Below are 22,046 nucleotides of genomic sequence, written 5' to 3'. Positions count from 1 at the left end.
TGTCTTAAGCCCCATTGTTTTTAAAGTTCAAGATTAACACCCAGTAAATACGAGGAAAATCCGGTTGCCATACCCCAGGTATTCTGAGATGCCCATTCGGGATCAAAACCTTCAAAGGAGGTAAATACAAACGGGTTTGTCGCGGTAAAATAAACCCGGAGTTTATTGAGATTCAACTTGCTCAAAGCCTTTTCGGGAAGTGAATATCCGAGAGAAATATTTCCGACACGCACAAAAGAGATATCCTGGTACCGGAAACTATTCACAAATCTGCCCGCGTTACCCGGCTGGTGATATTTGTCGGAAGGATTGGACGGTGTCCAATAGTCCACGGCTGCATTGGTATAATTGCCCTCAAGGGTCATAAAAGTGGACCTGAACGTATTAAATAACTGTTGCCCCTGCCGGGTATAGACGTAAACCGAAAAGTCCCAGTTCTTATACTTCAGGGTATTGGTAATACTTCCGCTCCATTTTGGCGTCCGTTGCCCGATTATTTTCCGGTCTTCCGCATCGATCACTCCATCACCATTCAAATCCCTGACCCTGACCTGACCCGGAGTTTGTCCGTATCCGGCGGCAAGATCGGCTTCATCCTGCTGCCAGATACCGTCAAATTCATAATCGTAATTTACCTGTATCGGTTTTCCTATGAACCATGCATTTCCTATATCATCGTTTTTCTCTCCGTACAATTCCACAATTTCATTCCTGTTGCTGTCAAAAACAATATCGGTACTCCAGGAGAAATCTTCGGTCCGGATATTCAATGTGTTTAAACTGATCTCAAGCCCGGTATTCCTTACCCAGCCAACATTGTCCCAGATATTTTGCCAGCCACTTGTCTGGGGAAGTTGCCGTTCCATAATCAGGTCTTTGGAATCCCGCCTGTAAACGTCAATTGCACCATTGATCCGGTAATCCAAGAAACCGTAATCCAGACCTATATTGAATTCTGTGGTTTTCTCCCAGCCCAGGGCGTAGTTTGCCAACCTGTTTTTATAGTATGCCGGGGAAACCACACCATCAAAATCGTAATATCTCTGAGAAACATTGGACTGTGTTCCATAAATGGCAACAGCATCATTTCCCGAAACCCCATAACTCAGCCTTAATTTCAGGTTACTCAGTTTATCGGCAGATTTCAGGAAATCTTCGTCAGATATTTTCCATGCAAAAGCCCCCGAAGGGAAAAAGGCCCATTTGTTGTCAGGAGCCAGTCTCGATGAACCGTCGTAACGCCCCGTTAGTGTAAACAGGTATTTGTCGTTATACGTATATTGTAATCTTCCCAGAAAAGAAGCCAGGCTGCGTTGTTGATAGTTCGTTTCCGATCTTACGATATTTTCCCTTGGGACTGCATCCAGATTGTACCACTTACTGTTAAAAGGGAAGTTCCTCGCAGCCTGATTGGCGCTTTCCCATTGTTCGTATTGTATACTCTGGATAAACGTAGCGTTAAGGTTATGCCGGTCAATAGTTTTTTGATAACTCAACTGGTTATCCAGGACATACGAGAAATAATCTTCGGTATTATAGCTGGCATTGGTATTCTCGATCTTTCCGGCCCCGCCTTTCCACCATTGTCCTCCGTAATATCCATCTCTTTTGTAGATCATGTGGGGTGAAAACTGTGAGCGTAACGTCAACCCTTCAATAGGTTCGACCTGCAAAAACACGTTACCGAAAGCCCGGTAACGACGATTTTCCCTTATTTCCCCGTCGTCCTTGTATTCAAATAATGGATTGGTGACAAAATCATTGCGATAAGCAAAGAATTGAGGATCGCCGTTTTCATCGTAAGGATAGGCTACGGGTGGTAGCCGGTACGCCGACCGCAAAGTTTCATAACTTCCTTGGTTCTGGATGCTATGTGTAAAATAGAGGTTTCCCCCTGCCTGCCATTTTTCCCCGAATTGCCGGTTGAGATTCAGTCGCAGATTATACCTGTTGAAATCTTCGCCGGGTACGGTTCCCTCCTCTTTTAACTGTCCCAGACTCAAGGCAAATGTGCCTTTGTCATCGCCTCCGGATATGGTTACGGTATTACTGGTCTGCAACCCGTCGCGTAGTATGAGATCTCTCCAGTTCGTATAGTTACCACTATCAATCCTGCCCCATTCCTCCTGGGTAAAGAAATCCGGGTTGGACCGGTCGGTATTCTTTCCCTGGTTGGTAAACAGGTCTGTTCGCCATCGAACATACTCCTCACCATTCATCATCTCGGGCAAATTGCTCGGTGTCCGGATGCCCACATAGCCGTCGTACTGAATGGTAAATTTCCCTTTTCTTCCTTTTTTAGTCGTTACGATCACCACACCGTTGGCACCTCTGGAACCGTATATAGCAGTTGCGGACGCGTCTTTAAGGATGTCTATTTTTTCTATATCATTGGGGTTTAAGTCGGCCAGTCCGGATCCGGTGGGAATACCGTCTACCACATAAAGCGGGCTATTGGGGTTGCTGTTATTCGATGTAGGAATGGAACCCAACCCTCTTATGTTTATACTGAACCCACTTCCGGGTTTCCCTACATTTTTTTCAACATTTACACCGGCTACCCGTCCCTGCAATGCGCCGGCCGCATCCGGAATTGATGTGGCAGCTATTTCTTCGCCTCCTAAAGAACCTACGGCTCCCGTCAAATCCTCCTTTTTTACGGCCCCGTAACCGATAACGACCACTTCTTCCAGTTTAGATACATCTTCCCGGAGCACTACATCTACTTGTGCCTTTCCGTCAACTTCTATTTCCCTGGTGGTAAAGCCCATGTAGCTGAAGACGAGAATACCATCGCCATCCGGGACAGAAATCTCATAATTACCGTCAAAATCCGATATTGCTCCTGTCTCGGTATTTTTAAGAATGATGGTTACACCGGGGAGCGGGTCTCCTCTTTCATCGGTTACCGTTCCCTTCACCGAAAGCTGGGCAAAAGCGGAATCGTCCGGCTTTTTCCTGATGATCACCACATTGTTCCCGGTAAACGTAAAATCAAAATCGCGAACGGAAAGGCTTAGCTTCAGAAGTTCATTTGCTGTTACCGTGCCTTTTTTAAGGAGTATTTTGGAACTGTTCTTAAAAAGATCTTCATGGTAAATAAATTTATATTCCGTCTGTTGCCGGATCAGGTCAAATACCTCATCAATCGTTACTGTTTTATCCGTATCGACAACAATTCTGGCATTCTGGGAGAGCATATTCCCGGGAGAAAAGCCAAACAGGGCGGTAAAGAACAGGAATACAAATGTTTTCATAATATAGTGCAGGAATATTTTTCCGCAATGGAAAAACCCCGCGATTGGTTTAACTTTCATAATTTTGTGTTATTGGTTAATTTGATTGATCAATAATCTGCAAAGGGAATAAAGCGCTGCTGTGAGAGGTTTTGACTTTGTTCCCTTTCTTTTTATTATCTGATGGTGATTTTTTTGTTTTTTATTTCATAGGCACTGATAAAGTTTGTGTTCTGTATGTTTTTTAATATTTCTTCCAAATCCTGGTCTTTACCCAACACCCCGTTAAACCTTACTTCTTCGAGGGCAGTATCCGCAAATTCTATATCCACATCGTACCATCTCGACAGTATTTTTGCGATCTCCTTTAAAGGCATGCTCTTAAAGCTAAAGAGCCCTTTTTTCCAGGAAATTACATTGTAAACATCTACGTAAGAAATGGTTGTATTGTTATTTTCCAGGTCCAGGTCCAATTGTTGGCCGGGGGTCAAAGTTTGCTTTGCATCGGGAGTATTAACAGCCACCTTACCTTCTACCAGGGTAGTATACACATTGGATTCGTCCCGATATGCCCTGATATTGAATTCCGTCCCCAGCACCTCGACTTCCTGTATTTGTGTATGTACTTTAAACCGGGCTCCTTTGTGGTTTGTACTCGGAGACACCTCAAAACAGGCTTCACCGTAGAGAAGTTCCACCACCCGGGTTTCCCCGTCTGTAAATGCCACGGGATACTTTAAGCGGGATTCGGAATTCAGCCATACTTTTGTACCGTCGGATAACTGTACGAAAAACTGCCCTCCCCGGGGAATCGTAAGATAATTATACACGGTTTGGACAGCTTCCGAAGCGGTTGCCTGCTTATAAACTATTTGCTTCCCGTTACTTTGTGCATTTTTAGTCCGATACGAAGCCGCTGCCTCCAGCGGAACTTCCGAACCATCCTCTAAAGTCAGGGTGGCCTTATCCGTTCCGGTTTTTATGACCGTATCCGCATTTACGACAGCAGGAATATTATCTTGTTGCATGTCCCGGAGAACCATATAAGAAAATCCAAACAGCAGTACTATTAAAGCTGCCGCGACATAACGGAACCGATGCCTGCTAATCTTTAAGACGGGGGATTGTTTTTGCCGCTGTTCAAGTTTATCCAATACGGCTCCCCATGCGGTTTCCTTATCTACGGTCGCATGTTCCGGAATCTTTTCGGCCAATGTACTCCAATGGATTTTTTTAATAAATGCATAATCATCCCCAAACGCATCCAAACGTTGCTTTTCTGCTTTGGTGAGCATCCTGAGTTTTTTCTTTATAAGGAGTATAGCTATGTGGAAAATGTCATTCATTTACCCGGTGCATTTATATACAGAACAACATACTTATTAAAAAGTACTACCGTATTTTACACTTTTTTAAAAATTTTAAGGGATAACTTGCTAAAAACATGAAAAACAAGAAGTTGTCACGCCACCAGAAAGTAGATTATACGATCCAATTCTTTGAACCGGGCCCTCAGTAACTTGTAAGCAGACGATTTCAGGGTTTTTACGGTTTGTATCTGGATTCCGAGTGTCCGGGCAATCTCTTCGTTTTTCATCCCTTTGAGACTTAATTGGATAATCTCCTTCTTTCTGTCCGAAAGTGTCTCTATAGCCTGGTGCAATTGCCTGGTAATCTCTTCTTCGAGAATTTCCTGTAAGAATAAATTTTCATCTTCTTCCCATTTTATAAAGTTTGAAGCATACTTATCTTTTACCTTGAGGTGTTTGATATGGTTATAGCATTTGTTGCGGGTAGATTTGTATAGATAAACCCTTAATGAGGTCTCATCGGGAAAGGCCAGGTCCTTTTCCAGAAGATTGACAAAAATATCCTGTACCAGGTCTTCACATTCATTTCTTAAAGGCAAAAAGCGGTTTGCATACAGCACCAGGGTACTGTAATATTTATTGAATATCTTATGTAAATCGCTTTTGGTAAACACGTTTTATGGATATACTTTATGTATAACATACACTTACAAAACACAGTATAACAATTTCCCCCCGGGGTAGTATTCGTTATCGGTGTGAAGTTATAATGAATATGCCCTCACCGCAAATTTAACATAAAACGCAAATTATCATAGCTAATGTCAAAATATTGAAATTATTCCGACGGAAAATTTTATAAAATAATACACAAAAGCCGTTTGTATTTGACTACAAACGGCTTTTGAACTATGCAACAGATAAGGCTGGTACCACCCCGAAGGACCAGTCGCCTGTTTCTATGTATGTAAATCCTTTATCTTCCCCGGAAATTTCAGGGGTTTGATACACTGTTTTAAATAAGCTAGAATAAGCCTACCGGGGCCTTGTCATAAGAAATAAGCATATTTTTTACCACGCGGTAGTGATCCAGGGCCATTTTGTGGTTTTCACGGCCAAATCCTGATTCTTTCACACCGCCAAACGGGGCATGAGCAGGATAGGTATGATATTGGTTTACCCATACCCTACCAGCCTGTATAGCTCTTGGCACCTGGTATAATTCGTGCGCATCCCGGCTCCATACACCGGCACCCAAACCATACGAAGTATCGTTGGCAATAGCTATAGCTTCTTCAGTAGAGCTGAAAGTCGTCAGGGAAACAACCGGGCCAAAGATCTCTTCCTGGAAAACACGCATATTATTATCTCCTTTTAAAACTGTTGGCTGGATGTAGTATCCTTCGGAAAGCTCTCCTTCGTAATTTCCGGGTTCTCCACCGGCCAGGACAGTTGCTCCTTCTTCTTTACCGATATGGATATAACTCAGGATTTTATCAAACTGGGCTTTGGACACCTGAGAACCGATCATCGTTTCGGGGTCTAACGGATTGCCGGTTTTCACTTTTTTCAAACGCTCCTGCATTCTTTCGATAAAAATGTCGGCAATATCCTCGTGTACAAGGATACGTGAGGGAGACGTACATATCTCTCCCTGGTTGAGCGCAAACATCAATGCACCTTCAACAGCCTTTTCAAAAAACGCATCGTCCTTAGCGGCTACGGACGGGAAGAAAATGTTGGGAGATTTTCCTCCCAATTCCATCGTCACGGGAATCACACTTTCCGCAGCATTGTGTAAAACTTTACGCCCGGTTTCTGTAGAACCTGTGAACGACAGCTTCGCCACCCGCTGAGATGAAGCCAGGGCTTGTCCTGCTTCATTACCAAAACCTGTCACAATATTCAGTACGCCTTTAGGTAAAATATCCCCTATAAGCTCCATCAGGCACATAACACTGGTGGGGGTTTGTTCTGCCGGTTTCACTACTGCCGTACAACCTGCTGCCAGAGCCGGGGCTATTTTCCAGGCCAGCATCAACATGGGGAAGTTCCAGGGAATGATCTCCCCCACTACACCGATAGGTTCATGCAATACAATGCTTACAGTGTCCTTGTCGTGTTCCGAAATACTTCCTTCATCTGCACGAATAACCCCGGCAAAATACCGGAAGTGATCAATACAGTAAGGAATATCCGCTGCCCTTGCCTCACGGATTGGCTTACCGTTGTCTATAGTTTCCAGGGAAGCCAGGTATTCAAAATTGTCTTCCATGACCTGGGCTATTCGCAATAACATATTGCTACGTTCTGTTGCAGAAGTTGTACTCCACTTCGGGAAGGCCTGATGCGCGGCGTCCAAAGCAAGGTTGATATCTTCTTCCGTAGACCTGGCCGCTTTGGTAAAGACCTTACCGTCTACAGGGGATACATTATCAAAATATTCTCCCTTTACCGGAGCTACAAATTCACCGTTGATGAAATTCCCGTATTTTTCTTTAAAATCGGGTTTGGTTACATTCGCCATAATTATTTCTTTTTAATTAAACAATAAGACAAATGTATACCGGCTCTTTGGTTCCGGGCTTATCAAAAAGAGCCAGTTATTTATGAAAAAAGGTCAGTTTGAAAAATGAATTTTGCCAAACTAAGAAACATCCTTCGGACTATACCCAAACCTGTTTTTAAATGCGGTGCTGAAGTTAGACAGGTTGTTATATCCCATCTCCCAATAGATATCCGAAGCCTTCAGGTTGCCTTGTTCCAAAAGTACCTTTGCCTTCTGCAGGCGTTTCTCCTGCAACCATTTGCCGGGAGAAGACTTGTATTCATTTATAAAATGACGTTTAAAGGTAGATAAACTCATATTGCATAAAAAAGCAATTTCTTCCAGTTTCAGATTGGAATAAGTATTACGCTCCACGATTTCCCTGAAGGGAGATGTTTCCTCAACTATCAATGATCGTAAATAGGATTTGAAACTATTCCCGTATTTGCTGACTAGATAGAGCATTATTTCTTCAAATTTGACAGAAAGAAAATTATCGGAAAACAGTAATGGGCTGCCTTCAATGTTTGAAAGAGAATCTAAATAGGATATAATATAGTGATCGTTTTCGATAATGAAAAACGGAGCTTCTTTTGTATGTACGGATGGTTTGCCAATGTGTTTTTCCAGAAATTTTTTAAGCATCTTTTCCGAAAAGAAAAATAGCTTACAATAATAGATGTTTTCGGTATCCAATAATTCTGTCCAAAGACAATTTCCCTTTTTTATCAGTAAAGACTGATCTTTATTCACGGCAACCGAGGTCCCCCCAAAGTGAACCTGTTTCTTTCCGACCTGTAAAAAGCTGAACATGTTCATTCTCAGGTTCACTTTACTTTTTACAATATCCGTGGTCATTCTAAAATCGTGAACAAAGACATCGCGATCTTTTTTAGGGCCGTCAATAAATAGTTCCGGTATATTTTCTATTAGCATTGGATTATATGTTCTTGGTTAGGACGGGAGAACAAAATTATGTGAAAAAATTAAACTGCCTTCGAAAGAAAGGTGAGTTTTCCCTGGCCTCTTCTATAAAAACTGAAGTACTTTACGGATCTTATTTACCCGGCTTTAAAATTCTAATGGCTCCCTGAACAACAAGAACGAAAACATTGGATATTACAAACGTGTTTTTTTCATAGTACATCCGTCCGCATATCCTGATACACGCAGGTTAGCTGTTTTTTGTTTTATAGAGACATTTTAGTAACTTCATAGCTTTATAAAAATCTTTTCAACTCCTATGGTTATGTACAAAACCTTACTTTTTTTATCCATATTATTCTCAAGCCCTATACTTAAAGCACAGGATACCCTGAATGCGATGCCGGATAAAAAAGTGATCATCGGTATTACGGAAATGCCACCTTTTGTCGTAATGGAGAATGACGGGTATTCCGGCCTGAGCATGGTTTCCTGGGAAATGGTTAACGAACAACTGGCCCTGGATTACGAATACAGGAATTACCCGAACCTTATCACGTTGTTACAGGCGGTGGAAAAGGGGGAGGTTGATTTCAGCATCAACCCGGTTACGGTTACCGACCTGCGTATGGAACGGGTCGGCTTTTCGCAGCCCTATTTTATATCGCATACGGCTATTGCCAAGCAAAAAGAATATTTTGTATGGCGATTTCTTAAAAACCTTTGGAGCTGGAAATTTTTCTCAGCCCTGCTCTTGTTGCTCGGGGTTATATTTTTGTTCGGGCTCCTGGTGTGGCTTTTCGAACGCAAGCGTAACCCCGAAGAGTTCGGAGGCGGGGCAAAGGGACTGGCACAGGGATTCTGGTGGAGTGCCGTGACCATGACCACCGTAGGCTATGGCGACAAATCACCACGAACCACAGGGGGCCGGTTTGTAGGGTTTATCTGGATGTTCCTTGCCATTATTATCATTTCCGGTTTAACTGCCGGAATAGCTTCGGCACTGACGGTGCAGAGTATCCATGACAAGATCAACTCGGTGTCGGACCTGGAACGGTTTCATGTAATCACCGTGGGGAATTCGGGGCCCCAGGAATTCCTGGATCAGTACAATATCAAATATACGGCTACGGAAAACCGCCAGCAAGGATTTGAACTACTGCGCGAAGACCCGGAAGCTATCTTCGTCTACGACCAGCCCATCCTGCAATACGAGATCGAAAAACAGGATATGGAGAACGAAATAGAAGTTTTACAAAAAAACCTGAAAAAGGATTACTACAGCTATTCTTTTCCAAAAGGTTCCCCATGGCTCCCCCTCATTAATCCCGAACTCGTTAAAACATTAAAAACCATGAAGTGGCGGACATTGATACGGGATTATTAATGATAGTATTTTTTCTCTGGATTTGTTCGGATTCCGGGCGCAGGAACTCATTTATTGGGTTACCAGGTTATTCGGTTATTAAGTTATACACATAGATACTATTTGTGTTCATCTCATAAACAAATAGTTAAATATTCGTATACGTATAAAATAAATAGGTATTTCAAAAGAACCTGACTTTGTGGGCTTTGTGAAAAACTTTGAGCCCTTTGTGGTTTTCCCTGTCACGGGTCTTATTTTATCACAGAGACTCACAAAGCAGGCACAGACCTGCCTGCCGGCATAGGCAGGGTTGCACAAAGTATTGTAGAGAAATTAAATGTATAACTCAACCTATTAACTTAATAACTGGACAAAGTAAAAATCACACCTTCTTAGAAGGTGGCTTTTGGTTGCCCCCATAGGGGGCACTATAGTCAAAAATCAAACCGCTGTTGGTGTTCCTCTACACGACGTTCTTCCTTTTCTTGATATTTCACATATTTTCTTATCGTTTCCTCATCAACCCCAACCGTACTCACAAAAATAACCACGAGCCCAAAAATGGTTTCCCCAGTAAGGCTTTTTCTTCAATAAAGGATAACTCTTGAACAGCTTTATAGCTATTTTTCCTTTCAATATCCCCATCAATTTCGAAATCGAAATCTTAGGAGGAACAGATACCAAAAGATGAACGTGATCTTCTTGTACAGTCAGCTCCTGGACTTCGCAACCTTTCCATTCACAAAGCATTTGGATATCTTTGCTTACAAGTGATTTTATCTCCCCCTTAAGAACTCGAAAACGGTACTTAGGAACCCAAACTATATGGTAATCACATTTATATACTACATGGATCGATTTCTTATATTTGCTCATACCACAAAGATAGGCATAGCCCTAAGAACATTACCACCAGCTAAGCAGGTGGGTTTTCACGTTTAACTAAAGTAACCGTAATGAAATTACAGGGTTTTAACCTTCAATTTGATAATAAAAAACTCAGGAACTGTCTAAGAACCTCTTATGGTTATACCTGAATACACTTTTGTTCGATCAGAATTTGTGGTGGCAAAGCCACTTCCTTTGGGGTGGATAGTCCGATTCGAACCAATCCTTTACTTATAAAGTTGCATTCCCACAGGTCAAGTTGATACTCCGATAAGTAAAGTAAGCATCCTCATGCATAAAGCAGACATCCCCGGATGTAAAGTAAGCATCCTCATACATAAAGTAGACGTCCCCGGATGTAAAGTAAGCATACCCATGCATAAAGTAGACATCCCCCGATATAAAGTAAGCATCCCCATTCATAAAGTAGATGTCCCCGGATGTAAAGTAAGCATCCCCATGCATAAAGTAGACATCCCCGGATATAAAGTAAGCATACCCATGCATAAAGTAGACATCCCCGGATGTAAAGTAAGCATCCCCATGCATAAAGTAGACATCCCCGGATATAAAGTAAGCATCCCCATGCATAAAGTAGACGTCCCCGGATGTAAAGTAAGTATCCCCATGCATAAAGTAGACGTCCCGGATGTAAAGTAAGCATCCCCATGCATAAAGTAGACATCCCCGGGAGAAAAGTAAGTATCCCCATTTATACAGTAGACGTCCTTATAATTTGTAAAGATTCCATTCCCCTGGTCTTTATCTTTTAGACAGTCTCTTAATTCTGATAAATAGAAATCGTACCACTGCCTTCATTGGTAACGATCAACAGGTCTTTTTCCGTCGGGCTGTCTTCTGCCGGAATGGCCAGGACGCCTTCGGGCGCCATGTCCCCGGATCTTTCCAGTATCTGGATAAATTCGGGAGAAACGGGATTGCTGATGTCGTAAACCAGTACCTGGCTGTTTCGCTCCAGGCCTACAAAAAGAATGGTACGGTCTCCTATCTTCAGCTTTTCCACGGATTCGGGTTCGGCTCCCTTGTCATCGCTCCTTCCGTCCGCTTCACCTTCATCGGCATTAAAGCTTCCGGGAGTCAGTTCCAGTGTCCTGGAAGCGATCTCGTTACCACTGTCATAAACCAGTTCCCCGTTTGTTGACCAAACGGAGAAAGAACGGGCCCCGTAGGCGTAAAGTTCGTCAAAATCCCCGTCGCCATCCGTGTCTCCCAAAGTGGTGGTTATCTTCAAGCGCCCCAGGTTTTCATCGAGTTGCAGGGTTTCCGCATCGGGGAACGCCGTTTCATCCAGGGTAATTTTTTTTACCCGCGCTTCTTCTGAAAAACCATCATAATCCCTGGCATCCCCTTCGTTCGCCGTTATCAGGTAACCTGTTCCGCCCAGGTTTACATAGATCATGGCATCCGGATGATAAATACCGTATACCGGCCAGTTCTTTAATTCGGTGACATCGTCCCTGTCGCTGGCATCCAGTTCGTTTCCGGGAACAGAATGATCTTTGAATCCCAACGGATAAATGGCTTCTATTTGTTTAGTTTGAAGATTTACCCGGGCAATACCGTTATTTTCCTGCAGGGCGACCCAGGCCGTCCGGGAATCATCGGATATGGCCACATATTCCGGCTCCACATCCATGGACAAGGTTGCATTGGGACCGAATACCCGAAACCCCTGCGATTTCAGGGCCTCTTCCTGGCTGTTAAACGCATCGAAATCCAAAGTGGTCACCGTCCCGGTTTCCGTCTCTATTATACTTACCGTTCCTTTGGGATCGTCCAGGTAATCGTCACTTGGTTCTCCCTCGTCGGCAGTGACGATATATTTACCGTCGGGAGAGAAAATAACCATGTCGGGCAAAGCTCCTACCGTAAAAGCTTCTTCCTGTTCCCTGGTATCGGTATTGTAAACCAGCACACTTCCCTTATCCTGCTTGTTCGGCGCTTCCACGGCAACAGCCAGCCTTCCGCCATAAACGGAAACGCTGTTGGGTGTACCGATGCTCCCTACCTGTATGGACGTCTCCTTAACCGGGGAGGAAGGATCGGATATATCGTGTACCATTACCTCATCATTATCCGGATTTATCGTAAATATTTTATTTGTAACCGGGTCAAATGCCGTTATCTCTGTTGTGCCACCGGCATGGATTGTGGTAAGATGCTGAAAATTTACTTCTGTCGGAATTTCTCCCTGGTCATCTCCACGATCATCGTCACTATTACAGGATATGAAAAACATTGCGGACAAGAGGTACAAGGAAAGGCTCTTTAGTTTCATCTGGTTAAATTTTCTCCAAAGAAAATGTTAAACCGTTAACTGGAAGTTACTGCAAAAAGAAGTTAATGTTAACATCCTCTAAGCCCTACCGTTCAGTTTTCGTTTTATACGATCCAGCGCCTGATATTACTATCCGGCAGAATTCACATGGCTTCTGTATACCGGCCGCGTACATTTGTCCGTAAACAAAAATCTCATGAAACTATCGGCTGCTTCCACACTCTTTTGCACACTGGTTTTCGCCAAAATCGTCAGTCCGCAGGAACAGTCCTGGAAAATGGCAAGGAGCGAGAAGGACATCGCTATCAGTTACCGGTGGGTCCCGGCCCCGGAGGGAAGAAAAGCACGGGAGATGAAGGCTGTGTTTACCGTAGACTCGGACGTGCACTCTCTTATCTGCCATTTCAAAGACGCCGAAAAGTTCCGGCAATGGTCGGTGACTGCCAGTCGATGCGATATACAACTGAAAACCGAAGCACTGTGGGAAGCTCATATAGAGTTCCGTTTCCCCTGGCCTTTACGGTCCAGGGACCTGGTAACGAAAAACGAACTGGTAACTTCCGGAAACACCATCATACTTAAAATGAACAGTACCCCCATGGCCAGACCGCAACTCCGGGGTACAAAACGGATAGTATCTTACCAGGCGACCTGGCAATTCGTCAAACTTTCCGAAGAGCAGACTGCGGTCACTCACCGTGTCATAACCTTCGACCCCCCGGAATTTCCCAGGATACTGACAGACCCCCTAATACAGGACAAATTCATAGAATCCGTAGAACGATTACGACAACAAATTTGAAAAAGTACTTTTTTATGCGGGGAGTTTTAACTATCTTAAAGACGAAGATCTTTGCTCTGAAAGGCAGTCCGGAGCAAATTGCCGGGGGTTTTGCCCTCGGTTCTTTTATAGGCATGATGCCCATTCCAGGCCTGCAGCTTTTTGTATCCCTGGGCTTGGCATCCTGTATTGGTGTAAATAAGAAAGCCGCCTGCCTTGCTGTTTTCAATACCAACCTCTTCACCGGGGCTTTCCTGTTTGCATTTAACTACTGGCTGGGCAAGACCATTTTGAGATTATCTCCTGATTTTATCTTTCCGGATAAAATTGGCTTGGATTTTATATATGTAGTGATTACTTCCGGAAAAAATGTTTTTTCTTCCCTGCTCGCAGGAGGATGTGTCACCGGCATGTTTTCCGCATGGATAAGCTACCATCTGGTTTTGCTCTGGTTCCGAAAAAAAAGAGAAAGATAATGCGCTATCCGAATACATTCACAGTAATTACGGGGGCCAGTCAGGGGCTGGGAAAAGCCCTGGCCGAGGTATGTGCCCGACAGGGCCGGAACCTGATTCTCATCTCCCTGCCGGGGGAACGTATACACCACACGGCCAGGGAACTTATACAACAACACGCTATTGAGGTCATTTGTCACGAAACCGACCTGACCAAAGAAGACAACATATCGAAAACGGTGGCAAGCATCAGAAAACACAATATAAATATACTCATCAACAATGCGGGAATTGGCGGAACAAAGAAGTTCATGGATGCGGACCTTGCTTATATTGATAGCATCCTGTTGCTGAACATGAGGTCGCTGGTGCTCCTGACACACCAGTTACTCCCTGTCCTGAAAAAACAGAAGCAGTCCTACATACTCAATATTTCCAGCCTGGCTGCCTTTTCACCCATGCCTTATAAAACGGTCTACCCGGCCACCAAGGCCTTTGTTTACTCTTTTTCGCGGGGACTCCATGCGGAGTTGAAACAAAGCAACATCCACGTAGCCGTCGCCCACCCGGGAGGAATGGCCACTAATGGGGATACGACCAAACGAATAAACTCTCACGGAAGGTTTATCCGTTTTTCCATACTCTCGGCCGAGGTCACAGCAGCCATTTGCATGGAAAAACTGCTCCAGAGAGAAAGTATCATCATTCCGGGAAAAATGAACAGGTTTAGTTCTATCTTACAAAAAATTATGCCGGTAGACTTCCAGTTAAGGATTTTCAGCACTAAATTACAACGCGAATTACAACAGTAGTATAATGACAGACACCGTATTGGTAACAGGCGCCAATGGTTTCCTGGGAAACCATATCGTAAGGATACTTCTGCAACGAAAATTCCGGGTCATTGCCCTGGTCCGCCCCGGCAGTGATATCCGAAGTCTGAAAGGACTGGATTGTACCGTACGAAGAGGAGAACTACATAATCCTAAGGACATCGGTCCGCTGGTCAGGGAATCCGGTTATGTTATCCATTGTGCTTCCATGACCTCCCCGAACAATACTAACCTCAACCTTTATAAAAAAGCCAATCTCGCTTCTACCGAATTGCTGGTAAAAGCTTGTGGGGAACATAATATCCGGCGTTTTGTTTTGGTGAGTACGGCCAATTGTTTCACCAACGGCACCATCAAAGAACCTGGCAACGAAAATTCCGGGTTTATGCCCTGGCTCCGGCATTCCGGTTATGCTTACAGTAAATACCTGGCCCAGGAGCACGTGCTTCAGAAAAGCAGGGAAGAAAATTTCCCCGGAATAGTCGTAGCCCCCACCTTCCTGGTCGGTCCGTACGACACGAAACCCTCAAGCGGTGCATTGTTGTTATATGCCCTTAAAAATAAAATACTGTTCTGCCCCGGGGGCGGTAAAAGCTTTGTAGATGTGCGTGCTGTTGCCATTGCCACCACAAATGCCCTCACTATGGGCAGAACAGGAGAATGTTACCTGCTTTCCGGCGTAAACCTCGACTACAGGACCTATTTCAGGAAAACAGGAGAAATTACCGGGCAACACAAGCGAATGATTCCACTACCGAAACAACTGGAGAATATCTTTGGTACGGTCTCACGGATTTTTCCCCATCGGAAAATACGCCTGCTGAAAACACATATGCGCATGTTGTCGCTGGACAATTATTTCAGTAATGCCAAAGCAAAAGAAGAACTGCAAATGCCCGACACCGATATAGACGAAGTCCTGAAAAATTCCGTGAGCTGGTTTACGGAAGAGGGGTATTTAAAAAAATAAGCCTTACTTTAGAATCAGCATAATATATCTCTGTGAAAAGCAAGGCCATACATATATTTTTTGCACGTCTGTTCCTTATCTACGGATTGCACCTTATTATAAAATGGGGAGATGAGACTTTCCATCATTTTTTTGATTTTACCCGGAGGGGGATCTATTTCTCCGTTTTTGTCATAAGCCTGTGGATGTTGTGCCTGTATCTGTTGGATTATATAAAAAAGAAGAGGTTCACTCCCCGGAAACAGCCTTTTACCTACCTGCTTTTCTGTATTGCATACGGTTATGTTTTTGCACTCACAACAAATGTGGTCTACAGGTATGTGGATGTTCACTATTTCGGAACGGACTGGGGAGATATCGGGTACTTTAACCCTATACTTATCCTGGGTATCCTCATACTTTTTATTTGCGCCCTTAGTTTTTACGAGTATTTTCAGACCGAACTGGCTGTAAAGGAAAACCAGTTGCTCACGGAAAAGCTAAAAAAGGAAAATGCTATTGCTCATTATAAACTGTTAAAAGCGCAGATAGAGCCGCATTTTTTATTCAACAGCCTCAGCGTATTATCTTCTCTGGTACATAAAGATGCCGACCTGGCATCCGATTTCATCCTGAAATTATCCCGGATGCTTCGTTTTTCCATAGACCGGAATGATCGGATGTATGTTTTTCTCGACGAAGAGATCGATTTTATGAAAGACTATTTCTTTCTTATCCGGACCCGCTTCGGAAACTCGGTAAACCTGGTGGATGATCTTCACATACCGGGCAGAAAAGATATCATTCTCCCTCCCGGCACTTTGCAGGCACTTACCGAAAACGCCATTAAGCACAATGGCTACAGCCCGGAAAAGCCTCTGGATATCCGGCTTTATAACGATGAAGAATTTATGTATGTGAGCAATAATATCATCCCAAAAGAACATGTGTATGCGTCTACCGGGATAGGGCTTGCCAATTTATCCGAAAGGTTTCATTTGTTATGCCGGCAGGATATCGGTTTTGGTATGGCGGAAGAAAATTTTATAGTTCGTCTGCCAATCATATTCAAAAACACGGACCATGCGTATAGTGATCATTGAAGACGAAATACATACGGCCGACCGGCTCCGGGACCTCCTGCTTCAATGTGATAATACCATACACATCGCAGCCACCCTCGGATCAAATAAAGCAGCGGTAAACTGGTACCGCAGCAATGCCATGCCCGACCTGGTATTCCAGGACATAGAACTTACCGATGGCAATTGTTTCCGGATATTTGATCAGGTAGAGGTAACCGCACCTATAATTTTCACTACGGCATATAGTAACTACGCTTTGAAGTCCTTTGCCCTGAACAGCATAGATTATATTGTTAAACCCTATGGTATGGAAGATATTGCCGGGGCACTTCAGAAACTGGACCGGATGAAAAACATATTCCGTCCACCCGAAAAGGAAATACTCCGGGATGTTCTTGCCCCCCATATGTCCAGAAACCGGTTATTGGTAAAACTGGGCGATTATTACAAATCCGTCCGTACGGAAGATATTGCCTGTTTTAAATCGGAAGACGGACTTACCTCGGCGCATACTTTTTCAGGGGAAAGACATTTTGTAGATCCTCCTGTAAATAAGCTGGCGGAAGAGCTTGACCCCTCCGTATTCTTCCAGGTAAACCGAAAATTCATCCTGAATATCTCGGCCATAGCCTCTATACGGCAGTGGTTCGGAAATCGTCTGAAAATAGAGCTCCGTATACCGGAGGAAGAAGATATTATTGTAAGCAGGGACCGTGTCCGGTACTTTAAAGCCTGGCTGGATCAATAGCACGGGTTATTCCGAATTACAAACCTTACAATCCTCCTGGTGTTCTCCTACCAGGTATCCGTGTTCGTTCAACTTGTAATCACAACAATCCATATACCCGTATTGCAATAATTTTCGCCCTCTTTGTATACGTGATTTGGCACCGGATACGGATATTTTCAGTATTCCGGCAACTTCTGCCTGCTTTTTTCCCTGTATCTCACTGAGCAGTAAAGCTTTTCTGTACTTTTCCGGTAAATTGCCGATAAGAGGTAAAAGACAATCCTTTTCTGTCATTTCTTCCTCCTCTTCGGGCTCTGCAAATCCACTGTCTTCCGGAAAAAATACTTCAGCTTTATTTTTCCGGTAATGATCGGTGACTACATTGCGGGCTATCGTATATATCCACGATCTGAGTTTTCCTTCATCCTTCAGGTCGCCCAGGTGCAGGTGTACTTTTGCGAAAACCTCCTGTAACAGGTCTTTCACTGTTTCCGGGTTATCGATCCTGTTACGGATATAGCCTTTGATTTCTCCGGAAAAACGCTTCCAGATTTCTGCTGTTTCCATAATTACCAATATACGAATAAAGTAAACAATATGCCATAACATAACAACGGGGATCCGGGTATCTATACAATACCCGGCCCCGGTAACTCTCCTGCTTATAACAATCCCTCCGCCCCTATTAGCATTCGCAATGGGTACAAGAACAGTTTTCACAGGTACATCCTGCACAATTTCCTTCTTTACAGGATGTACACTGGCATTTACAATCAGCTGTTGTTTCCATAGTATATAATTTTAGATTACATTTATTAAGACGGAGAGTTCTTCAAAAAGACGCATTTTTCACCCGTTTTTTCGGTTGCGGTTTCCCCCGGAAAGAAAATATTTAAAAAAATCCGGGAAAGGATAAAATATTTCCCCGCCTATTCCGACTATATAAGTATAACGCATCTTCATTGCATGGATCAACAGGAAAAAAATAATGTCATACACCGGGTTACCATTTCCGAAGAAGGCAAGTTGATCCACTTTCTGAAACAATGGATACCGAACAGGGAAGATGCCAGAGATATAGTACAGGATGTCTTTTACAACCTGGTGCTCGGCTTTGAAGAGATCCGGGACCTCGATAAAATTTCTTCATGGTTATACAGCACAGCCAGGTTTAAAGCCATCGACTTTTTACGTAAAAAGAAATCGACACCGGAATCCGAACTGAAAAGGCCTTCGGACACGGACGAAAACGAAACGAACATTTTTGAATGGTTACAGGAGCATATCCCGGCGCAGCAGGAAACGGAAATGTGGGGGGAAGAAGTTTACCGGATACTGGAATACACCCTGGAAAGCCTCCCGGAAAAACAGCGGGACGCTTTTGTACTCCATGAACTGGAAGGGATTCCAATTGCCGAGATCGCCCGGAAACAGAAAGTTTCGGTAAACACCGTATTATCGAGGAAGCGATATGCCGTGATACGGCTTAAAAAAGAACTGCAACTTTTGTATAACGAATTAAATGATTGATCCATGAAACCGGCTTAAGGGAAATTTTGAACATCGAACCTGCCGGCAGGGGGGTTCCGTATGACGGATAAACAACAATAAAAAATAAACAGATGAAAGTATTAAAAATCATAGGACTCGTAGTCGTAAAACTGGCGTGCATTGCCTTCTACGTATTTGTGGTGATGCAACTGTGGAACTGGCTGATGCCATACGTATTCGGCATTACCACACTTACCTTCTGGCAAACCCTGGGTGTTTTGCTGTTGTGCAAACTGTTATTCCTTGGGAACGGCTGGAATTACAGACGGGGAAAGTACGGCCCTCCGCGTAACGCAAAACGCAGGTGGAAGTCCGGCTTCAGTGAGAAATGGAAAGAAAAAATATGCAACCGTCAAGAAAACGAAAATGAACAATAGAACTGCCCCCCTGGAAATACTGGTATTTGCCACCAGTATAGATTCCACCAAAGAAGCCAATGCCATACTGGAAACTTTGCTGCTTCACAAAGGCGTAAAACAGGCCAATTTTGACCTGGAAGATGTGGATAACATTCTCCGTATTGTCTCCTGTGGCATCACGGAAGAAGAGGTAGAAAATATCCTCACGTATCAAAACACCCGATGTAAGGCACTGGTGTAGCTTGTAAAAACAAAGATTCCGGAAATTCCTCAGAGAAAGAGATCACATATAAGGGAATTTCCGGAATCCGGTATGGAAAAATACAGCTATTAATCTTCTTTTCTTATCATATGTCGCTCCCTGGCCAGGAGGGTATTTTTCAGAAGCATTGCTATGGTCATCGGCCCAACACCTCCGGGAACCGGGGTAATGTAGCTGACTTTTTTACTTACATTTTCAAAATCGACATCGCCTACAATGCGATATCCTCTTGCTGCCGACTCATCCGGAACACGGGTTATACCCACGTCGATAATTACGGCATCGTCTTTTACCATTTCTGCTTTCAGGTAGTTCGGTTGCCCCAGGGCGGTAATAATAATATCCGCCTGCGAGGTGATCTGGGTGATATTCCTGGTATGGCTGTGTGTTAGGGTCACCGTAGAGTTTCCGGGAAATCCTCTTCTTCCCATAAGGATACTCATAGGCCTTCCGACGATATGGCTCCGTCCTATTACTACAGTGTGTTTCCCTTTGGTCTCTACATTATAACGCTCCAGGAGCTCGAGTATACCAAAAGGTGTAGCCGGGATAAAAGTAGTCATATCCAATGCCATTTTACCGAAGTTTACGGGGTGAAAACCATCTACATCCTTATCCGGGTCTACCGCCATCAGCACCTTTTGGGTATCTATTTGTTCGGGCAGCGGTAACTGAACGATAAAACCATCTATATCATCATCTTCATTGAGGTCTTTGATCTTTTTCAACAGTTCCACTTCGCTGATGGTACTGGGCAATTTCACCAGAGTAGACTCAAACCCGACCCTTTCGCAAGCTTTTACCTTACTCCCTACGTAAGTAAGGCTGGCCCCGTCATTTCCTACCAGTACGGCTGCAAGATGCGGCACCTTCTCTCCCTTTTTCTTCATTTCCGCTACTTCCGCAGCTATTTCATCCTTAATTTGATTGGAAATTTTCTTCCCGTCGAGTAATTCCATTCTATCGTTTGTAGTTTATTGGTTTTGAAGCAGAGGAGTATTCTCCTCCATCTTTGACATCTCCCCCCGAAGGGAACGTATAATCTTTTTAACGCATTATCCAATTATCTCATTACCGCATTCCTTTCATTCCACTCATCATCTGCATCATTTTACGGCCACTGCCTCCCTGCATCATCTTCATCATCTTGCTCATCTGGTTAAACTGTTTCAGCAACTGATTAACCTCCTGTACGGATGTTCCGGAACCTTTTGCGATCCTCTTTTTGCGGGAAGCGTTCAGCGTGGACGGAACAGAGCGTTCTTCCGGGGTCATGGAATGGATAATAGCTTCTATATGCTTAAACGCGTCATCGTCTATATCCACATCTTTGAGGGCCTTACCTGCACCGGGGATCATCCCCATGAGGTCTTTCATACTCCCCATCTTTTTGATCTGCTGTATCTGCGAAAGGAAATCGTCAAAACCAAACTGGTTCTTGGCTATCTTTTTCTGCAGTTTTCGCGCTTCTTCTTCATCGTATTGTTCCTGGGCCCGTTCCACAAGCGAAACCACATCTCCCATTCCCAGGATACGATCGGCCATACGCGAGGGGTGGAATACATCAATGGCATCCATTTTTTCTCCCGTACCTATAAACTTGATAGGCTTGTTTACTACGGATTTAATGGAAATCGCCGCCCCGCCACGGGTATCCCCGTCGAGTTTGGTGAGGATCACTCCGTCAAAATCCAGCCGGTCGTTAAAGGCCTTGGCCGTGTTTACCGCGTCCTGCCCGGTCATGGCATCTACCACAAACAGGGTTTCTTCGGGGGTAATGGCTTTGTGAATGTTGGATATTTCAACCATCATCTCTTCATCCACAGCCAGGCGTCCGGCCGTATCGACGATAACCACATTGTGTCCGTTGGCTTTGGCATGTTGTATACCCGCTTTGGCAATGGCCACGGGGTCGTTATTCCCCTTGTCGGAATAAACCTCTATCCCTATTTGCTCCCCAACTACGTGCAACTGGTCTATCGCCGCGGGACGATACACGTCGCAAGCCACGAGAAGAGGATTCTTTGTCTTTTTACTTTTAAGGTAATTGGCCAGTTTTCCGGAGAAAGTGGTTTTACCGGACCCTTGTAATCCTGACATAAGGATCACGGAAGGATTTCCGGAAAGATCAATTCCTTCGGCATCTCCGCCCATGAGTTCCGTAAGTTCGTCTTTGACGAGCTTTACCATAAGCTGTCCGGGCTGCAACGTAGTCAATACGTTCTGCCCAAGAGCCTTTTCCTTGACACTATTGGTAAAATCCTTGGCTATCTTGAAGTTAACGTCGGCATCGAGAAGTGCCCTTCTCACCTCCTTCAGGGTCTCCGCTACATTGATCTCCGTAATCTGCCCGTGCCCTTTGAGGACGTGAAGGGCTTTATCCAGCTTTTCACTTAAATTGTCAAACATAATTACCTGCTTCTTTTTTTACAAGACTACCACTTCGTTTTGCGGCAGGTGCAAATTT

General features: G+C 44.1%; 20 protein-coding genes and 1 pseudogene. 11 read left to right on the top strand and 10 right to left on the bottom strand.

Features of this window, described 5'->3' with window-relative positions; genetic code table 11:
* Window positions 1-20: 20 nt before the first annotated feature.
* The 5 genes from ACVBDU_RS18915 to ACVBDU_RS18895 all read right to left on the bottom strand — a co-directional run bounded on the left by ACVBDU_RS18915 (window position 21) and on the right by ACVBDU_RS18895 (window position 8,030).
* Window positions 21-3,317, bottom strand: coding sequence for a SusC/RagA family TonB-linked outer membrane protein (locus tag ACVBDU_RS18915; protein WP_447181289.1), 3,297 nt, complete (start codon window positions 3,315-3,317; stop codon window positions 21-23).
* Window positions 3,318-3,412: 95 nt separating this feature from the next.
* A complete protein-coding gene (locus tag ACVBDU_RS18910) occupies window positions 3,413-4,582 on the bottom strand; it encodes a FecR family protein (RefSeq protein ID WP_447181288.1) in 1,170 nt (389 codons plus the stop codon).
* A gap of 116 nt (window positions 4,583-4,698) precedes the next feature.
* Entirely contained in the window at window positions 4,699-5,220 is a 522-nt protein-coding gene (locus ACVBDU_RS18905) for an RNA polymerase sigma-70 factor (RefSeq protein WP_447181287.1), read from the bottom strand.
* Window positions 5,221-5,570: 350 nt separating this feature from the next.
* Window positions 5,571-7,073 (bottom strand): aldehyde dehydrogenase family protein, encoded by a 1,503-nt coding sequence (locus ACVBDU_RS18900; protein ID WP_447181286.1) that lies wholly within the window; start codon window positions 7,071-7,073, stop codon window positions 5,571-5,573.
* Window positions 7,074-7,193: 120 nt separating this feature from the next.
* Entirely contained in the window at window positions 7,194-8,030 is an 837-nt protein-coding gene (locus ACVBDU_RS18895) for a helix-turn-helix domain-containing protein (RefSeq protein WP_447181285.1), read from the bottom strand.
* A gap of 313 nt (window positions 8,031-8,343) precedes the next feature.
* On the opposite strand from ACVBDU_RS18895, the gene ACVBDU_RS18890 reads away from it, so the two are divergent.
* On the top strand, window positions 8,344-9,405 hold the full coding sequence (locus ACVBDU_RS18890; RefSeq protein WP_447181284.1) for a transporter substrate-binding domain-containing protein: 1,062 nt from the start codon (window positions 8,344-8,346) through the stop codon (window positions 9,403-9,405).
* Between the two features lie 416 nt (window positions 9,406-9,821).
* Here the strand turns inward: ACVBDU_RS18890 and tnpA are convergent.
* Window positions 9,822-10,263: pseudogene (tnpA, locus tag ACVBDU_RS18885) on the bottom strand (IS200/IS605 family transposase).
* Between the two features lie 303 nt (window positions 10,264-10,566).
* Here tnpA and ACVBDU_RS18880 point away from each other — a divergent pair.
* The gene (locus ACVBDU_RS18880; RefSeq protein WP_447181283.1) at window positions 10,567-10,935 is read left to right on the top strand and encodes a hypothetical protein; all 369 of its coding nucleotides are present in this window, start codon (window positions 10,567-10,569) and stop codon (window positions 10,933-10,935) included.
* A 121-nt stretch (window positions 10,936-11,056) separates the two neighbouring features.
* Here ACVBDU_RS18880 and ACVBDU_RS18875 read toward each other — a convergent pair whose 3' ends face one another.
* Window positions 11,057-12,574 (bottom strand): choice-of-anchor I family protein, encoded by a 1,518-nt coding sequence (locus ACVBDU_RS18875; protein WP_447181282.1) that lies wholly within the window; start codon window positions 12,572-12,574, stop codon window positions 11,057-11,059.
* 196 nt (window positions 12,575-12,770) lie between these two features.
* Here ACVBDU_RS18875 and ACVBDU_RS18870 point away from each other — a divergent pair, with 196 nt between their 5' ends.
* From ACVBDU_RS18870 to ACVBDU_RS18845, 6 genes are read left to right on the top strand one after another with little or no spacing between them, the layout of a single operon-like run.
* Window positions 12,771-13,376 (top strand): SRPBCC family protein, encoded by a 606-nt coding sequence (locus tag ACVBDU_RS18870; RefSeq protein WP_447181281.1) that lies wholly within the window; start codon window positions 12,771-12,773, stop codon window positions 13,374-13,376.
* A 14-nt stretch (window positions 13,377-13,390) separates the two neighbouring features.
* Entirely contained in the window at window positions 13,391-13,831 is a 441-nt protein-coding gene (locus ACVBDU_RS18865; RefSeq protein WP_447181280.1) for a DUF2062 domain-containing protein, read from the top strand.
* On the top strand, window positions 13,831-14,622 hold the full coding sequence (locus ACVBDU_RS18860; RefSeq protein ID WP_447181279.1) for an SDR family NAD(P)-dependent oxidoreductase: 792 nt from the start codon (window positions 13,831-13,833) through the stop codon (window positions 14,620-14,622). Before ACVBDU_RS18865 ends, ACVBDU_RS18860 begins: the two co-directional genes overlap by 1 nt.
* Window positions 14,623-14,626: 4 nt before the next feature.
* Complete coding sequence (locus ACVBDU_RS18855; RefSeq protein ID WP_447181278.1) at window positions 14,627-15,613, top strand: NAD-dependent epimerase/dehydratase family protein; 987 nt, start codon at window positions 14,627-14,629, stop codon at window positions 15,611-15,613.
* Between the two features lie 32 nt (window positions 15,614-15,645).
* Entirely contained in the window at window positions 15,646-16,695 is a 1,050-nt protein-coding gene (locus ACVBDU_RS18850) for a sensor histidine kinase (RefSeq protein ID WP_447181277.1), read from the top strand.
* Window positions 16,676-17,425 (top strand): LytR/AlgR family response regulator transcription factor, encoded by a 750-nt coding sequence (locus ACVBDU_RS18845; RefSeq protein WP_447181276.1) that lies wholly within the window; start codon window positions 16,676-16,678, stop codon window positions 17,423-17,425. The genes ACVBDU_RS18850 and ACVBDU_RS18845 overlap by 20 nt, the downstream gene beginning before the upstream one ends.
* A 6-nt stretch (window positions 17,426-17,431) precedes the next feature.
* On the opposite strand, the gene sigZ is transcribed toward ACVBDU_RS18845, so the two are convergent.
* Window positions 17,432-18,142 carry an RNA polymerase sigma factor SigZ gene (gene sigZ, locus ACVBDU_RS18840; RefSeq protein ID WP_447181275.1) on the bottom strand — a complete coding sequence of 237 codons (711 nt, stop codon included), beginning with the start codon at window positions 18,140-18,142 and terminating at the stop codon, window positions 17,432-17,434.
* Window positions 18,143-18,373: 231 nt separating this feature from the next.
* On the opposite strand from sigZ, the gene ACVBDU_RS18835 reads away from it, so the two are divergent.
* From ACVBDU_RS18835 to ACVBDU_RS18825, 3 genes are all read left to right on the top strand, one after another.
* Window positions 18,374-18,937, top strand: coding sequence for an RNA polymerase sigma factor (locus tag ACVBDU_RS18835; protein ID WP_447181274.1), 564 nt, complete (start codon window positions 18,374-18,376; stop codon window positions 18,935-18,937).
* 92 nt (window positions 18,938-19,029) lie between these two features.
* Complete coding sequence (locus ACVBDU_RS18830; protein WP_447181273.1) at window positions 19,030-19,335, top strand: hypothetical protein; 306 nt, start codon at window positions 19,030-19,032, stop codon at window positions 19,333-19,335.
* Window positions 19,325-19,558, top strand: coding sequence for a hypothetical protein (locus ACVBDU_RS18825; protein ID WP_447181272.1), 234 nt, complete (start codon window positions 19,325-19,327; stop codon window positions 19,556-19,558). The genes ACVBDU_RS18830 and ACVBDU_RS18825 overlap by 11 nt, the downstream gene beginning before the upstream one ends.
* Window positions 19,559-19,647: 89 nt before the next feature.
* On the opposite strand, the gene ACVBDU_RS18820 is transcribed toward ACVBDU_RS18825, so the two are convergent.
* Both ACVBDU_RS18820 and ffh read right to left on the bottom strand, forming a co-directional pair.
* Window positions 19,648-20,538: a bifunctional 5,10-methylenetetrahydrofolate dehydrogenase/5,10-methenyltetrahydrofolate cyclohydrolase gene (locus ACVBDU_RS18820; protein WP_447181271.1), complete on the bottom strand. Its 891-nt coding sequence runs from the start codon at window positions 20,536-20,538 to the stop codon at window positions 19,648-19,650.
* Between the two features lie 112 nt (window positions 20,539-20,650).
* Window positions 20,651-21,988, bottom strand: a complete 1,338-nt coding sequence (gene ffh / locus ACVBDU_RS18815; RefSeq protein ID WP_447181270.1) for a signal recognition particle protein — start codon at window positions 21,986-21,988, stop codon at window positions 20,651-20,653.
* Window positions 21,989-22,046: the final 58 nt, after the last annotated feature.

The organism is Sinomicrobium endophyticum (assembly GCF_052983315.1).
The sequence above is the reverse complement of the archived record's forward strand: the minus strand, read 5'-3'. Positions and strand labels throughout refer to the sequence as shown.

What these genes read in the sequence shown, in the direction of transcription:
- ACVBDU_RS18915 (WP_447181289.1), bottom strand. Translation starts at nt 3,317, where the DNA reads ATGAAAGTTAAACCAATCGCGGGGTTTTTCCATTGCGGAAAAATATTC.
- ACVBDU_RS18910 (WP_447181288.1), bottom strand. Translation starts at nt 4,582, where the DNA reads ATGAATGACATTTTCCACATAGCTATACTCCTTATAAAGAAAAAACTC.
- ACVBDU_RS18900 (WP_447181286.1), bottom strand. Translation starts at nt 7,073, where the DNA reads ATGGCGAATGTAACCAAACCCGATTTTAAAGAAAAATACGGGAATTTC.
- ACVBDU_RS18895 (WP_447181285.1), bottom strand. Translation starts at nt 8,030, where the DNA reads ATGCTAATAGAAAATATACCGGAACTATTTATTGACGGCCCTAAAAAA.
- ACVBDU_RS18890 (WP_447181284.1), top strand. Translation starts at nt 8,344, where the DNA reads ATGTACAAAACCTTACTTTTTTTATCCATATTATTCTCAAGCCCTATA.
- ACVBDU_RS18880 (WP_447181283.1), top strand. Translation starts at nt 10,567, where the DNA reads ATGCATAAAGCAGACATCCCCGGATGTAAAGTAAGCATCCTCATACAT.
- ACVBDU_RS18875 (WP_447181282.1), bottom strand. Translation starts at nt 12,574, where the DNA reads ATGAAACTAAAGAGCCTTTCCTTGTACCTCTTGTCCGCAATGTTTTTC.
- ACVBDU_RS18870 (WP_447181281.1), top strand. Translation starts at nt 12,771, where the DNA reads ATGAAACTATCGGCTGCTTCCACACTCTTTTGCACACTGGTTTTCGCC.
- ACVBDU_RS18865 (WP_447181280.1), top strand. Translation starts at nt 13,391, where the DNA reads ATGCGGGGAGTTTTAACTATCTTAAAGACGAAGATCTTTGCTCTGAAA.
- ACVBDU_RS18860 (WP_447181279.1), top strand. Translation starts at nt 13,831, where the DNA reads ATGCGCTATCCGAATACATTCACAGTAATTACGGGGGCCAGTCAGGGG.
- ACVBDU_RS18855 (WP_447181278.1), top strand. Translation starts at nt 14,627, where the DNA reads ATGACAGACACCGTATTGGTAACAGGCGCCAATGGTTTCCTGGGAAAC.
- ACVBDU_RS18845 (WP_447181276.1), top strand. Translation starts at nt 16,676, where the DNA reads ATGCGTATAGTGATCATTGAAGACGAAATACATACGGCCGACCGGCTC.
- ACVBDU_RS18835 (WP_447181274.1), top strand. Translation starts at nt 18,374, where the DNA reads ATGGATCAACAGGAAAAAAATAATGTCATACACCGGGTTACCATTTCC.
- ACVBDU_RS18830 (WP_447181273.1), top strand. Translation starts at nt 19,030, where the DNA reads ATGAAAGTATTAAAAATCATAGGACTCGTAGTCGTAAAACTGGCGTGC.
- ACVBDU_RS18825 (WP_447181272.1), top strand. Translation starts at nt 19,325, where the DNA reads ATGAACAATAGAACTGCCCCCCTGGAAATACTGGTATTTGCCACCAGT.
- ACVBDU_RS18820 (WP_447181271.1), bottom strand. Translation starts at nt 20,538, where the DNA reads ATGGAATTACTCGACGGGAAGAAAATTTCCAATCAAATTAAGGATGAA.
- ffh (WP_447181270.1), bottom strand. Translation starts at nt 21,988, where the DNA reads ATGTTTGACAATTTAAGTGAAAAGCTGGATAAAGCCCTTCACGTCCTC.